The sequence below is a fragment of the Lentibacillus halophilus genome, from assembly GCF_039522485.1.
Taxonomy (GTDB): Bacteria; Bacillota; Bacilli; order Bacillales; family Amphibacillaceae; genus Lentibacillus; species Lentibacillus halophilus.
Map to the genome: position 1 here is coordinate 358,715 of NZ_BAAADM010000054.1, position 13,530 is coordinate 372,244.

The window sequence follows — 13,530 nt, forward strand, 5'->3', positions numbered from 1 at the left end:
GCAAGCAGGAGTCCACCGGGAATTAATAGCCGATAATTAAGGGGCAGAACTTTTTCCATAACAGTTGTCCCATATGCCATATACATCAACACAACGGCAGCAGAAGTCATTAATCCCCCAACAAAACCTCCACCAGGTGCGTTATGCCCAGCAAGCAGCAAATAAATCGAAAAGCCTAATAAAATAAAAGCAATTAATGATGTCGTCGTGCGTAAAATTAAATCATTCGGCTTGTACATGGAGTAAAACTCCTTTGTTCAATTATTTCTGTATAATGAATGCATGTTTATTTTAATACAAATAAAGAAAAAATCCAATGAAAGCGGATTTAGAAACCTGTAAATCCGAATAGGCCGCCTAAAAACGATGTCAAATCCGTCATCCAATCAAAAAACAAAGCAATTCCGACTAAAATCATCAAGTATCCGCCAATTTTCATGATCGTTGCACTGTGTCGTTTTATCCAACCCAATTTCCCGACGAATAGAGACAACACAAAAAATGGAATGGAAAAACCTAAAATATAACTTATCATCATGACCAGTCCTAAGTCTGGATTGGTTGCTGCTAACGAAATAACAAATGTCAAAATTGGTCCCATACACGGTGTCCATCCCAGTGAAAATGTCAAACCAATCAAAAAAGACCCCGCGAAACCAGCCGGCCGGTTTTTAAAAGTTATTTTTTTGTCTTTCATTAAAAAATCAAACCTGAGCACGCCTATAATGACAAGACCGAAAAAGACGATCACAATGGCGCCAATTTGTCGGATGACAGCACTGTTTTCTTTCAAAAATTCCGAAATGAACATCGACCCAAAACCAAGAACGAAAAAGATGATTGAAAACCCAAGCAAAAAGAACAATGTATGTAATAAACTTTTCCGGGTAAGCATTTTGTTTTCTTCTTTTATTTCATGGACACTCATCCCCGTTATATATGATAAAAATGCCGGGTATAGTGGCAAAACACAAGGTGAAATAAATGATAAAACACCTGCTCCAAACGCGATAAATATATTTATCTCCTCATTCATGGAATTCCTCCCATTAATCTCTCACATCCATTTTATCAAACGGAAATGAAAATACCATAACAAGCCTTTGACAATAATGCAACAATATAACGTCGTTGCCATTCATGTAAAATACCCCCGTTATCCAAATATAACAAGGGGTTTTCACGTAAACAGAAGGCAATATATCATTATTTTCCTTGCTGCTGATTATTCATTTGACGCATCATCTGGTTAATTTTCTTCTGCGACGGTTTTTGTCCCATTTGCATCATAAGTGTTCGAAGCATCTGTTCATTAATAGGTGGATTTTTCTTCAAATAATTCATCATATATTTTCTGGCAATAAAAAATCCGAGTGCAAGACCAGCTATTAATGCAACGATTGCAATTAAAACAACCCAAATTATGCCCATCCAAGCTTTCCTCCTTCATGTTGTTTCCCGTATAGTATAGTAAATCAGAGGCATGAATACAATACTTGTCCAATTTTGTCCATTTTTGTCAACCGGCATACCGGTGATACCCAGCCAAAATCTTCCGTATTGTTTCCAACAACAAACAAATAAGGCTGGAAAGACCGTAAAGCGGGAAACAGCAAATCTTCAGCATCATATATGATGTCACTACGAAAGTTTATACGTTTTTTTTCCATATGTAAAGAAATATAGCGTTCGTCGTTCGCATAAATGTTCAACAAATCATTGTTCTTTATGGCAACGGTATCAGATGGAAGACATTCTGTTATATGGGTTGTTAGTAAACTACATGGAAATGTTTGTGTGATATATTGGAATTGGGAAGCGAGGTCTTCCCTGTTTCGATCATGTTCATAACTTTTGATGAACCGATATAATATTTCACTTTTGTAATAAAAAAAGTGCGCAAATTCTTTTCTGATCCAGTAAATAGAGTAATGGTTCAACCGAATCCCTCCTCTTTTACTTGTCAATATACCAATTCTATTTTAAAAACGTTGTCATTTCGCGTAGCAAACTAGAACTAGTTTTGTCGATGATCATAAAAAAGTGACTCCCGTAAAATGGAAGTCACTTTTAGGGGATCAGTCGAGAAGTGCTTGAACACGTTTCACAACATTATCCACTGTAAAACCATATTTTTCAACTACTTCAGAACCTTTTGCAGATGCACCAAATTGATCGATAGCCATAATATCTCCATGATCGCCTGTATATCTTTCCCAACCAAATGGAGCAGCCATTTCGATGGCAAGCCTTTCCTTTACATCGGGAGGAAGAACACGGTTTTTATACGTATCATCCTGTTTATTGAACCTATCCCATGAAGGCATACTTATAACATTCACAGCAATATTTTTTTCCTTTAGTGCGTCTTTTGCCCTGACGGCAAGTTGAACCTCTGAACCTGAAGCGAGAAGAAGTGCATCCGGCGTGTCTTTTTCACACGCACTCACGGTGTAGGCGCCTCGTTTAACACCTTCATACGCATTTTCTTTTGTTCCCTCCAATACTGGAACACCTTGTCTCGTCAGTACAAGTGCTGTTGGTTGATCCTTTGACTCAAGTGCCAGTCTCCATGCTGCCTGAACTTCATTTCCATCGGCAGGGCGAATAAGAGAAAGACCTGGCATAGCTCTGAGTGATGGCAGTTGTTCAATCGGTTCATGTGTTGGACCGTCTTCACCCACAGCAATGGAATCATGTGTAAAGACATATGTGACCGGATTGTTCATAATAGCTGAAAGCCGTACTGCTGGTCGCATGTAGTCGCTAAATACAAAGAATGTTCCTGCATAAGGTTTTATTCCACCATGAAGTGCCATGCCATTGACTGCAGCTGCCATTGAAAATTCCCGGACACCAAACCAAATATTTTTGCCGGTGTAATTTTTATTTGAAAAGTCATTTTCGCCTTTAACAGTCGTTTTATTGGATCCAGCAAGGTCTGCACTCCCACCGAAGAGGTATGGAATAGCTTTTGAAACTTCATTGAGCACTTCTCCGGATGTGGCACGCGTCGCCTTGGCATCGTCATCTGTGCTGTAAATTGGTAGGTTTTCGTTCCAACTTTTCGGCAGTTCTCCTTTTATAGCGCTTTCCAACTCAGCACCTGCTTCAGGATATGTTTCCTTATAATTTTCAAATAAACGGTTCCAGTTTTCTTCAGCAGAAGCGCCTTTTCGGGCTGCTTTCTCTTGGAAGTCCTGATACACTTCATCAGGAACATGAAATTCATCAAATGTCCATTCATAATGCTCTTTTGTTAATTTCACTTCATCTTCACCAAGCGGGGCCCCGTGGGAATCAGCTGATGCGGATTTGTTCGGTGACCCAAAGCCAATAGTGGTTTTGACTTCAATTAACGACGGTTGCTTTGTATTTTCTTTTGCTTTTGTGATGGCTTGCCGGATCTCTTCCAAATTATTACCGTCTTCCACACGCAGAACTTGCCATCCGTACGCTTTGAATCGTTCTTCAGTATTATCGGAGAATGATCGATTCAGATCTCCATCAAGTGAAATGTCGTTGGAGTCATACAATGCAATTAGTTTGCCAAGCCCCAGATGACCGGCTAGTGATGCTGACTCATGCGATATGCCTTCCATCATGTCACCATCGCTGACAAGTGCATATGTGTGGTGATCGATAATAGGAAATTCCTGCTTGTTGTAAGTGCCCGCTAGATGTGCTTCGGCCATTGCCATTCCAACCGACATCGCCAATCCTTGTCCAAGAGGTCCGGTCGTGGATTCCACGCCATCCGTATGATGCACTTCTGGATGTCCTGGGGTTTTGGATCCCCATTGACGGAAAGATTTTAAGTCATCAATGGTTACATTATATCCGGACAGGTGCAGCAGTCCATACAATAACATGGAACCATGCCCGGCAGACAAAACAAAACGATCCCGGTTGAACCATTTGGCGTTTTGGGGATTGTGGGTCATGAAATCAGTCCACAATGTATAAGCCATTGGCGCAGCACCCATGGGAAGTCCGGGATGACCGGAACTGGCGTTTTCAACTGCGTCAATGGCCAAAGTGCGAATGGCATTAATCGATAATTGCTCGGTATATTGCGACAATATAATACCCCTCTCTATCCTTGTATTCCTATCCTTCTTAATTCTATAACGAATCCGGCTATCCAACAAGTATATAAAGGAAGTTCAGCGTTTGTTGTCTCCTTTTTGCAAATCACGAACCTTTTCAGGTGTAACATCTTGTCCTGCCGGATCTTTTACTTTCATGGATTTAAGTTGATTTTTAAATGATTTTCTCACATTTTGCAAATATTCTTCGCGTAATGTTTTTTGTTCCGACTGCTCTTTTACTGTTAAACCTTCTTCCTTGGATTTTTTGGCTAGTTTATTTATGCGGTCCAGCTTTTCTTGTGATATCATATTTAACCTCCCGGAACCGATGAAAATGAAAACAGTAATGGTACTCTATTGGTACATATTACGCTTCACGTGCATCATTATCAAGTCTTTTGATGTTCCTGATATCTCCTGTTCACAGTAGCCTTTGAAACCGGGTGTCCTAGTTGATTTAAGGTGTGGGCAATCTCCTCAAATGTCATTTGATGGTTTTCCCTTAAGCGTACAACTTCATCCATTGGAAATTGTTTACGTTCTTTACCCGGGGCCTTGTCGCGATTGGTTAAATTATTGCCCGGGTTAAAGCCGTTGTTAACAGCTTTCCTCATACCTCGTTTAATTTTTGCATTATGAATTTTACGCTGATACTCTTCCACGATACTTACTATATGCAGGACCATAGAATCGGATTCAGACAATTCCAGTCTACCATTATGTTGGATGGTATAGATATTGACGTTCATTTTATGAAGTTGGTGGAAAAGGGCAATTTTCGTGTTTCCCCTCCCTAATCTTGTTTCATCCTGTATAAGTAGACTGTCAGCCTGGCCTGAGGAAAAGTAATCGAGCATTTGAAAAATACCGTCTCTATTTATGTCGTAACCACTGGATCTTTCCTCGATAGATTCGGCAATGGTAAAATGATAACGGGCTGCAAGGTCTGTCAATTCGTCATTTTGGCGCTTCAGTGACGTTTCCTGCGCTGATTTATCTGTACTCACACGGCAATAAATGATGGCTGTCAACACAAAGTCCCCTTTTATATTACGCACTTATTATTAAAGCAACATATAAAAAACCTAATGCAAATGCAAATGCCACCAAATAAAATACATCTGTTTTCGTCATTTTTTCAAACATTTGAATCGTCCCCTTCCAAATTAAGAACTATTGTTCGCATATTTAACTCTTATTGTATAAGAACATGTGATCTTGTCAAGCTCTTTTTTCGAACTTATGTTTGCTTTTTTAAAGTCTCCGTGATAAACTTTCATTAATAAATTCTATTCACGGGGTGTTAAATAGATGACAAAACTCTCTAAACGACAAGAGGCAATTTTGGATTTTATAAAAGAACGCGTATATGAGAAAGGTTATCCGCCGTCTGTTCGGGAAATCGCCGAGGCAGTTGAACTCGCATCAAGCTCAACTGTACACGGGCATTTAGCAAGACTTGAAAGCAAAGGATATATCAGACGGGATCCCACGAAGCCAAGAGCTATTGAAGTGTTGGATTTGTCTGAAGAAAGTCAGATCCCCAGGGAAGAAGCACGATATGCACCCGTCATCGGTAAAGTAACAGCAGGTTTGCCGATTACAGCTGTAGAAAACATTGAACAATTTGTACCACTGCCTGGATCGGTATCAGGTACCGAGGAAAATTTGTTCGTCTTAATCATTGAAGGGGAAAGCATGATCGAAGCCGGAATACTTGATGGGGATATGGTTATTGTTAAACAACAGAATGCGGCGCAAAACGGGGATATAGTGGTTGCTATGACAGAAGAAGATGAGGCGACAGTTAAGCGGTTTTTTAAAGAACAAGATCACGTACGTCTGCAACCGGAAAATGCCACGATGGATCCACTCATTTATCATCATGTGACCATTTTGGGAAAAGTAGTCGGACTGTATCGCAATATTGACTGAAAAGTACTGGATAGTTTTGTTATGATGAGAGTTATATAACATGTTTATGATTGCCGATTGATTTGTACATGTCCTTTTTATTGGTAAGAATATAGCAGTTAGCATCATGAAGCATGAGAATAGAGAGGACAGATTGTATGTTTAGGACGTATATGTGGCTGACATTCAGTGTGTCCGCTTGGGGAAGCAATTTTGTTTTCGGAAAAATACTTGTGAACGACTTTTCCCCAGCGGTCTTGACATCGCTCCGATTATTATTCATCGTTCTTTTCCTTATTGTCTTCGTTTTATCAAGACAAAAACTCCAGAAAGTTTCAATCCGAGATTGGAAATGGATTCTTATGCTTGGTGTTGTCGGGGTATTTATAAATCAGCTGACTTTTTTTAAAGGGCTTGTTACGGCCGATTCCACTTCTTCAGCGTTGATCCTTGCCACAGCTCCTATATTGACCGGATTTTTGGGCCGCTTTTTTGAAAGAACCATTCACATCACGTATGCTTTTTGGTTCTTTTATTGCAATCATTGGTATTTACTTTGTAGTGAGCAAAGGAGGAGTGGTATTCCACTTTGAACCAGGTTTGATGTGGATTGTTGCCACAATGATCTCTTTTGCTATACTGATTATTATTACCCGGATATTGTCGCAGCGCATAGACCCAGTCAGTACGACGTTTTATTCCAATGTAACGGGTTTTATTGTGTCTCTTCCGGTCATATTCGTCATGGATGATCCTGTGGAATTGAACGGGAATTGGCAAAGCTGGTCCTTTTTGATTGGGACAGCCATTGTTGTTCATGGCATTGCCACGTTGGTATGGAATCAAAACATTCGTTACGCCGATGCATCCAAGGCATCCATTTTATCCAATCTCGAACCGTTTGCTGCTATGATAATGGGGGTTATTTTGCTGCAAAAGCCGATTACCGGTCCTGAAATAATCGGTTCACTGTTTATTGTAGGCGGCGTTATGTTTGCAACCCATCAGCGTCGAAAACAGAGTCGAAAAGCACCCCAGCACTGATGTTTAATTATTATCAATTAATGTATTGATATCTTTATCTTTATATTTTATTACCTCAACTACGGGAAGCTTGGTGCATCCATAAAACATACCGCCCATTTAATCTTGCATGGACGGTATGTTAAGAAGTCATATTTTGTGGGTGTTTGCTTATATAAGGTTGTCACGATACATTGTTTTGACATACCAATGTTAATACGAACTCAAATACTGCTCCCTTTCCCAAGGATGCACAGTCGTACGGAACATATCCCACTCAATTTCTTTTGCCTCCATGAAATGTCCGTAAAGATGCTCCCCAAGTGAGTCAACAATCGTCGGATCCTTCTGAAGTTCCCGTAAGGCTTCCATTAATGTCTCAGGCAAATCTTTTATGCCGTTTTGTTCACGTTCATTACGATCCATTGCATATATATTTCGATCAACAGCTGTAGGTGGGGTTAGTTTATTCTCAATGCCATCGAGTCCGCTTGCAAGCAATGCAGACATTGCCAAGTATGGATTGGCTGATGGATCAACACTTCTTACTTCAATTCGGGTACTCAATCCTCTAGAATAAGGAATGCGGACGAGCGGGCTTCGATTTGCCCCGGACCAGGCAACATAACATGGTGCTTCATACCCTGGCACCAGTCGTTTATAAGAATTAACAGTCGGATTTGTTACAGCTGTAAAATTGGTCGCGTGTTTAATCATACCGGCTGTAAATTGATAGGCAACATCACTGAGCTGCATGTCACCATTTTTATCAAAAAAACTGTTTTCTCCATTTGCGAATAAAGACATATTAACATGCATGCCGGAGCCGTTAACACCAAACAAAGGTTTCGGCATAAATGTTGCGTGTAGATTATGTTTTCTGGCTATCGTTTTTACAGCGAGCTTAAATGTCTGAATATCGTCAGCATGCTTGACGGCATCTGAATATTTGAAGTCAATTTCATGTTGGCCTGGTGCCCCTTCATGGTGAGATGCTTCAATTTCGAATCCCATTTCCTCTAATTCTAAAACAATATCGCGACGGCAGTTTTCTCCCAAATCCGTTGGAGCCAAATCAAAATAACCGCCACGGTCATTCAGTTCCATCGATGGATCGCCTTTTTCATCCAACTTAAACAAAAAGAATTCTGGTTCTGTTCCGATGTTAAAAGCATCAAAACCCAGCTCTTCCATTTTTTTGAGATTACGCTTCAAGTTATATCGTGGACAGCCTGCGAATGGGCTACCATCCGGATTATAAATGTCACAGATAAATCGAGCCACTTTCCCTTTTTCCGATGTCCATGGGAAAACCACAAATGAATCCAGGTCTGGGTGCAAGTACATATCTGATTCTTCAATTCGGACAAATCCCTCGATGGATGAGCCGTCAAACATCATTTTGTTGTCTAATGCCTTATCAAGTTGACTGAGTGGAATTTCAACATTTTTTATCGTTCCCAGCATATCTGTAAATTGAAGACGGATAAATCGGACGTTTTCTTCATCAATTCGTTTCATAATTTGTTCTCTGGTTAAGTGATCGGACATTCATGTTCCTCCTGAATATGTGTCATTGGTTTATCTTGATAGAGTTATTCCTATATCAATATAATAAAGTAGAGTATCAAATGTTTCCACTGTTGTCAAATGGCGTTGTACCTTCGACAGCAATAAAAAAAGAGCCCTATACAAGCTCTTTTTCAACGGTTTGATTAGTTTAATCATCAAGTGTTGTGACGGCAGCCGTCAATGCCAGTTTTACATGAGCATAGGTCAGCCCACCCTGTATGAAAGCCATATATGGTTGTCGAATCGGGCCATCTGCTGTCAGTTCAATGCTAGCGCCTTGAATAAATGTACCGGCAGCCATAATGACCTCATCGTCATACCCAGGCATTGCAGCTGGATAAGGTGTTACAAAAGCATTGACCGGTGAGTTTTGTTGGATGGCTTGACAAAAAGCAATCATTTGTTCAGAAGAGTGGAACGTTACCGACTGTATTAAATCTGTGCGCTCAGCTTGATAATCCGGTGATGTATGGAATCCGGCCAATTCCAGAAATCGCGCTGTCAAGATGGCACCCTTCAAGGCTTCTCCAACAATCATAGGCGCCATAAATAAGCCTTGAAACATCTCCTGCAACGTATGCAACGTCGCACCTGTTTCTTTCCCGAGACCCGGGGCAGTAAGTCTATTGGCGCATTGCTGCACGAGGTCTCCCCTCCCGGCAATATATCCTCCGGCACGTACAATACCGCCACCCGGATTTTTAATAAGCGAACCTGCGATGATATCAGCATTTGCGTGCAACGGTTCTTGCTCTTCAACAAATTCCCCGTAACAGTTGTCAACAAAGACTGTTACATTGGTATTAATCGATTTAACATAAGCAACTATCTCCGCTATCTCATTAATGGTGAAGGAAGGTCTGTCATCATATCCTTTTGAGCGTTGAATGGCGACAATGCCTGTATTCTCTGATAATTTGCGTTTAATTTCCGGAAAATCGACCGAACCATTATCCATCAGATCAACCTGGTCATAGGCAATATGGAAATCAGCCAGAGAACCGGCTGCCTGTCCGTTGGTGCCAATGACCGATTCAAGTGTGTCATATGGTTTTCCAGTAATATAGAGCAATTCATCACCAGGTCTGAGCAATCCGAACAATGTTGTCGATATAGCGTGTGTGCCGGAGACAATCTGCGGCCTGACAAGGGCATCTTCTCCCCCGAAAATCTCCGCATATACGGCTTCGAGTGTTTCACGTCCAATGTCATCATACCCATAACCGGTTGTTGATTGGAAATGGGTATCACTGACATGGTTGTTAATGAAAGCATCCAAGACACGTTTCTGATTGCGTTCAACGATTGTGGATACATTGTCATGAACTTGTGCGCAGTCTTTTTCGGCTTGTGTCATTAAGTCGTCTGTCATTGGTTTTGAAACTCCTTCAGTACCCCGTTGAGTGGATGGTCAGGCCGGATATACCCTTGTATCGCATACATGTTTTTGCTGTCATCAAACGATTGTCTCGTAATAATGGTTTCTCGCTCCAAACGATGCATCCATTTTCCTTCTGCCGGATCCAGGTTCACCGAAAACCAGCGCCATTCCGATTGTAAGATCTCCTCGATTTTTTTTAGCAGCATGTGAATATCTGACGATTCGTAAGCACTCATCACGATGTTCGGATGATACACTGGTATAAAATCTTCTGTCAGCAAATCGTTTTTGTTGTAAACAGTCAATATCGGTAAATGATCCGCTTTTAATTCATTCAGCATGGATTGCACGGTTTCCTGCTGCCTTTGCAAATCCGGGCTTGCTGCGTCAGCCACGTGAAGAATAAAATCAGCTTCCGATACTTCCTCCAGTGTGGAGCGGAAAGAGGCTATCAGAGATGTTGGCAAATCTTGAATAAACCCAACTGTATCGGTGATAAGCGACTGAAAACCGGAAGGAAGCTGAATCTGCCGTGTCAGTGGATCAAGTGTGGCAAACAAGTAATTTTCAGAAGTTGAATCGCTTTTGGTAAGTTGGTTAAAAAGAGTGGACTTGCCTGCGTTTGTATAACCTACAAGGGCTATCTGAAAAACGTCATTGCTTTTTCGTCGCTCCCGGTATTGCCCCCGTTGGCGATCGGCTATTTTTAATTGCCGTTTAATATCGTCAATTCGTCTCCTGATATGCCGTTGATCGGTTTCTAATTTTGTTTCACCGGGACCGCGCGTTCCAATGCCGGCTCCAAGACGCGACATCTCTTCCCCTTTCCCGCGCAGTCTTGGCAATGTATATTCAAGCTGGGCAAGCTCTACTTGCAGTTTGCCTTCTTTGGTACGTGCCCGTTTAGCAAATATATCCAATATGAGTTGACTTCGATCAATGATCTGAAAACCGGATTGATCCGTTAAGTTCCGCAGCTGAGACGGTGATAATTCGTCATTGGAAATGATGACATCTATATTCAACTGTTCGGCGATTTCCTTTATCTCTGCAAGTTTTCCCTCACCGATATAGTATGCAGGGTGAATCTTTTGACGTTTTTGCGTAATCGTTTCTTCGACAGATCCATCAGCTGTATGGCATAGAGACACAAGTTCTGCAAGCGAGGATTCGAATCGTTCTTTACGGTCGTGCGGCAATTCTACCGCGATAATCAATACTCGTTCCATCATCGGTTTATCACATCCAGTACAGAATTCCTCAATCATCATAGCAAAGTTTGCGATGTACAACAATGTCAAGCTTGGATCTCAAGGGTCAAATCAGCCCCGGTTAAATAGATCAGATCATTTGCCGAAAAAGCCTCTTGATTTAACAATCGTACGGCATGATATCGAATGGATTGCTCAATCACATTGCGAATATAGCGCGCATTGGAAAAATTAACAGATGTTTCCCGCTTTTTTTTATATAAATGCGTTCGCAATTTCCATTCAGCTTCTCTGGTCAGTTCATATTCCCGTTCCTGCACCATTTGTTTGGCGATATTCATAAGCTGGTCGATATCGTAGTCATCAAAGTCGAGAATAAATGGAAACCTTGATTTTAATCCGGGGTTAAGCGTCAGAAAACGATCCATTTCATTCGGATATCCGGCCAATATAAGCACAAAATCGTTATGACGGTCTTCCATATGCTTCACAAGGGTATCAATAGCTTCTTTTCCAAAGTCCTTTTCGCCTCCGCGTGCCAATGAATATGCTTCATCAACAAATAAAATGCCTCCCATAGCCTTTTGAATGACTGACCGCGTCTTTTGTGCGGTCTGCCCGATATATTCACCGACCAAATCGGCACGTTCCGCTTCAATGAAATGCCCTTTGGAAAGCAAATTCATACTATGATACATTTCCGCCAGTTTTCGTGCTACCGTTGTTTTGCCTGTTCCAGGATTACCTTTAAATAACATATGAAGGACTTGATTAGAACCGGGGAGACCCATTTCGTTTCGTTTTCTGTTAACGACAATGGTTGCATATACTTCTTTAATGGTTTCTTTCAGTTCGTTCATTCCGATGAACGACGAAAACGCCGAATCAATATGAGAAAACGGATTATTTGTTGATAGCTGCCTATCACCGTTTTGTTCAAGCGGTGCACTCTGTTTATCCTGCAAAATAATATTGATTTGCCCGTTTTTGTTTCGCTTTTTTTGCGTTTCCACGTCATCACCCCTTCGTCACGATAGTATACGCGACAGGAATGGAAGACGTGACAGGTGCCTATTTCTTCATATCTGTAAGCAAAAAAAGGACGCATGAAAGCGCCCGTTTGGTATGTTATTCTTTTTCAATGGACACATTTTTAACAGGGGCAAATGTGGAAATGGCGTGTTTGAAAATGAGTTGCTGTTTTCCATCTGTTTCGATAAGTACAGTAAAATTATCAAATGCTTTCAGTACACCACGCAGTTGAAATCCATTCGTCAAAAAAAGCGTTACTGAAATATGTTCTTTTCTTAATTTATTCAAATATTGATCTTGAACATTTACTGATTGCGCCATGATTTTTCCTCCTCTTTCTATCTGTACATAACTATTTCTATATACTTTATAACATTCCTGCTAAATCATTTGAAATTTTTGCAACGGTTGCTTCCATTGTCGACGGTGTAATGGTGTACCAGTGAACGTTCAGTTTGTTTTTAAACCACGTATATTGCCTTTTTGCATAGCGTCTGGAATTGCGCTTCAATAACCGTATGCTTTCTTCAAGAGTCTGTTCGTCTTTAAAATAGGGAACAAATTCTTTATAGCCGATTGCACGCATAGCTTGCGAATCGCCATATCCATGATCATACAACCGGCGTACTTCATCGAGCAATCCATCAGCCATCATTCTGTCCACTCGACTGTTAATTCGCTCATACAATTGATCACGGTCCATTTCAAGACCGATAAAAATCGGATGATAATCGCTTTCATTCACCTGATTCTGCTGATATTCTGACATGGTTCGTCCGGTTGTTTCATAGATTTCCAATGCGCGAATAAGTCTGCGATGATTATTCGGATGAATCTTGGCCGCTTGATCCGGATCCAGTCGTTGAAGACGTTGGTAGAGACGAACAGCCCCGTACGTGTCCAATTCTTGTTCCAGTTGTTTGGTTACGTGCTTATCCCGGCGCTGATCCGAAAAATTATAATGGAATAGCGTTGCTTGTATATAAAGGCCACTGCCTCCCGCAATAATCGGCAATTTGTGCTTGGACGCAATGTGCTGAATATTGTGCTGGACATAATGTTGAAAGTCAGCTGCCGAAAAGGCTTCATCAGGATGTAGGATATCTATCATGTAATGGGGGATTCCCTGTTTTTCTTCTTCTGAAATTTTGGCAGTGCCAATATCAAGTCCTTTATATACTTGCATGGAATCACCGCTAATGATTTCCCCATCAAACGCTTTGGCCACTTCCGCGCTAACTCGTGATTTGCCCACGGCAGTCGGTCCGACAATGGCAATGACTGTTTGTTTCATTAGCATTCCCCT

General features: G+C 41.2%; 16 protein-coding genes. 3 read left to right on the plus strand and 13 right to left on the minus strand.

The window, feature by feature from the left end:
- The 7 genes from ABDZ72_RS11600 to ABDZ72_RS11630 all read right to left on the minus strand — a co-directional run.
- The coding region (locus ABDZ72_RS11600; protein ID WP_343753751.1) for an MnhB domain-containing protein at positions 1 to 239 on the minus strand (239 nt) is incomplete at its 3' end.
- Between the two features lie 89 nt (positions 240 to 328).
- Entirely contained in the window at positions 329 to 1,036 is a 708-nt protein-coding gene (locus tag ABDZ72_RS11605) for a cytochrome c biogenesis CcdA family protein (protein WP_343753237.1), read from the minus strand.
- 170 nt (positions 1,037 to 1,206) lie between these two features.
- A complete protein-coding gene (locus ABDZ72_RS11610; RefSeq protein WP_343753239.1) occupies positions 1,207 to 1,431 on the minus strand; it encodes a YneF family protein in 225 nt (74 codons plus the stop codon).
- Between the two features lie 44 nt (positions 1,432 to 1,475).
- On the minus strand, positions 1,476 to 1,940 hold the full coding sequence (gene sirA / locus ABDZ72_RS11615) for a sporulation inhibitor of replication protein SirA (RefSeq protein ID WP_343753241.1): 465 nt from the start codon (positions 1,938 to 1,940) through the stop codon (positions 1,476 to 1,478).
- A 138-nt stretch (positions 1,941 to 2,078) separates the two neighbouring features.
- The gene (gene tkt / locus ABDZ72_RS11620) at positions 2,079 to 4,082 is read right to left on the minus strand and encodes a transketolase (protein WP_343753243.1); all 2,004 of its coding nucleotides are present in this window, start codon (positions 4,080 to 4,082) and stop codon (positions 2,079 to 2,081) included.
- 84 nt (positions 4,083 to 4,166) lie between these two features.
- Positions 4,167 to 4,400: a DUF896 domain-containing protein gene (locus ABDZ72_RS11625; protein ID WP_343753245.1), complete on the minus strand. Its 234-nt coding sequence runs from the start codon at positions 4,398 to 4,400 to the stop codon at positions 4,167 to 4,169.
- Between the two features lie 80 nt (positions 4,401 to 4,480).
- Positions 4,481 to 5,122 carry a YneB family resolvase-like protein gene (locus tag ABDZ72_RS11630; RefSeq protein WP_343753247.1) on the minus strand — a complete coding sequence of 214 codons (642 nt, stop codon included), beginning with the start codon at positions 5,120 to 5,122 and terminating at the stop codon, positions 4,481 to 4,483.
- Between the two features lie 280 nt (positions 5,123 to 5,402).
- On the opposite strand from ABDZ72_RS11630, the gene lexA reads away from it, so the two are divergent.
- From lexA to ABDZ72_RS11645, 3 genes are all read left to right on the plus strand, one after another.
- Positions 5,403 to 6,026: a transcriptional repressor LexA gene (lexA, locus tag ABDZ72_RS11635; RefSeq protein ID WP_343753249.1), complete on the plus strand. Its 624-nt coding sequence runs from the start codon at positions 5,403 to 5,405 to the stop codon at positions 6,024 to 6,026.
- Positions 6,027 to 6,163: 137 nt separating this feature from the next.
- Entirely contained in the window at positions 6,164 to 6,598 is a 435-nt protein-coding gene (locus tag ABDZ72_RS11640; RefSeq protein ID WP_343753251.1) for a DMT family transporter, read from the plus strand.
- Positions 6,582 to 7,049: a DMT family transporter gene (locus tag ABDZ72_RS11645; RefSeq protein WP_343753253.1), complete on the plus strand. Its 468-nt coding sequence runs from the start codon at positions 6,582 to 6,584 to the stop codon at positions 7,047 to 7,049. Before ABDZ72_RS11640 ends, ABDZ72_RS11645 begins: the two co-directional genes overlap by 17 nt.
- Positions 7,050 to 7,241: 192 nt before the next feature.
- Here the strand turns inward: ABDZ72_RS11645 and glnA are convergent, their stop codons facing one another.
- The 6 genes from glnA to miaA all read right to left on the minus strand — a co-directional run bounded on the left by glnA (position 7,242) and on the right by miaA (position 13,518).
- A complete protein-coding gene (gene glnA / locus ABDZ72_RS11650) occupies positions 7,242 to 8,579 on the minus strand; it encodes a type I glutamate--ammonia ligase (protein ID WP_343753255.1) in 1,338 nt (445 codons plus the stop codon).
- 169 nt (positions 8,580 to 8,748) lie between these two features.
- Positions 8,749 to 9,972 (minus strand): methionine gamma-lyase family protein, encoded by a 1,224-nt coding sequence (locus ABDZ72_RS11655; protein ID WP_343753257.1) that lies wholly within the window; start codon positions 9,970 to 9,972, stop codon positions 8,749 to 8,751.
- Complete coding sequence (gene hflX / locus ABDZ72_RS11660; protein WP_343753259.1) at positions 9,969 to 11,213, minus strand: GTPase HflX; 1,245 nt, start codon at positions 11,211 to 11,213, stop codon at positions 9,969 to 9,971. The genes ABDZ72_RS11655 and hflX overlap by 4 nt, the downstream gene beginning before the upstream one ends.
- Before the next feature lie 65 nt (positions 11,214 to 11,278).
- The gene (spoVK, locus tag ABDZ72_RS11665) at positions 11,279 to 12,205 is read right to left on the minus strand and encodes a stage V sporulation protein K (protein WP_343753261.1); all 927 of its coding nucleotides are present in this window, start codon (positions 12,203 to 12,205) and stop codon (positions 11,279 to 11,281) included.
- A gap of 115 nt (positions 12,206 to 12,320) precedes the next feature.
- Positions 12,321 to 12,545 carry an RNA chaperone Hfq gene (hfq, locus tag ABDZ72_RS11670; protein ID WP_343753263.1) on the minus strand — a complete coding sequence of 75 codons (225 nt, stop codon included), beginning with the start codon at positions 12,543 to 12,545 and terminating at the stop codon, positions 12,321 to 12,323.
- 46 nt (positions 12,546 to 12,591) lie between these two features.
- Positions 12,592 to 13,518, minus strand: a complete 927-nt coding sequence (miaA, locus tag ABDZ72_RS11675; RefSeq protein ID WP_343753265.1) for a tRNA (adenosine(37)-N6)-dimethylallyltransferase MiaA — start codon at positions 13,516 to 13,518, stop codon at positions 12,592 to 12,594.
- Between the last annotated feature and the right edge of the window lie 12 nt (positions 13,519 to 13,530).

Bases quoted from the DNA above. Each gene is read 5' to 3' on its own strand.
- ABDZ72_RS11605 (WP_343753237.1), bottom strand. From the start codon at position 1,036: ATGAATGAGGAGATAAATATATTTATCGCGTTTGGAGCAGGTGTTTTA.
- ABDZ72_RS11610 (WP_343753239.1), bottom strand. From the start codon at position 1,431: ATGGGCATAATTTGGGTTGTTTTAATTGCAATCGTTGCATTAATAGCT.
- ABDZ72_RS11625 (WP_343753245.1), bottom strand. From the start codon at position 4,400: ATGATATCACAAGAAAAGCTGGACCGCATAAATAAACTAGCCAAAAAA.
- lexA (WP_343753249.1), top strand. From the start codon at position 5,403: ATGACAAAACTCTCTAAACGACAAGAGGCAATTTTGGATTTTATAAAA.
- ABDZ72_RS11640 (WP_343753251.1), top strand. From the start codon at position 6,164: ATGTTTAGGACGTATATGTGGCTGACATTCAGTGTGTCCGCTTGGGGA.
- glnA (WP_343753255.1), bottom strand. From the start codon at position 8,579: ATGTCCGATCACTTAACCAGAGAACAAATTATGAAACGAATTGATGAA.
- ABDZ72_RS11655 (WP_343753257.1), bottom strand. From the start codon at position 9,972: ATGACAGACGACTTAATGACACAAGCCGAAAAAGACTGCGCACAAGTT.
- hflX (WP_343753259.1), bottom strand. From the start codon at position 11,213: ATGATGGAACGAGTATTGATTATCGCGGTAGAATTGCCGCACGACCGT.
- hfq (WP_343753263.1), bottom strand. From the start codon at position 12,545: ATGGCGCAATCAGTAAATGTTCAAGATCAATATTTGAATAAATTAAGA.
- miaA (WP_343753265.1), bottom strand. From the start codon at position 13,518: ATGAAACAAACAGTCATTGCCATTGTCGGACCGACTGCCGTGGGCAAA.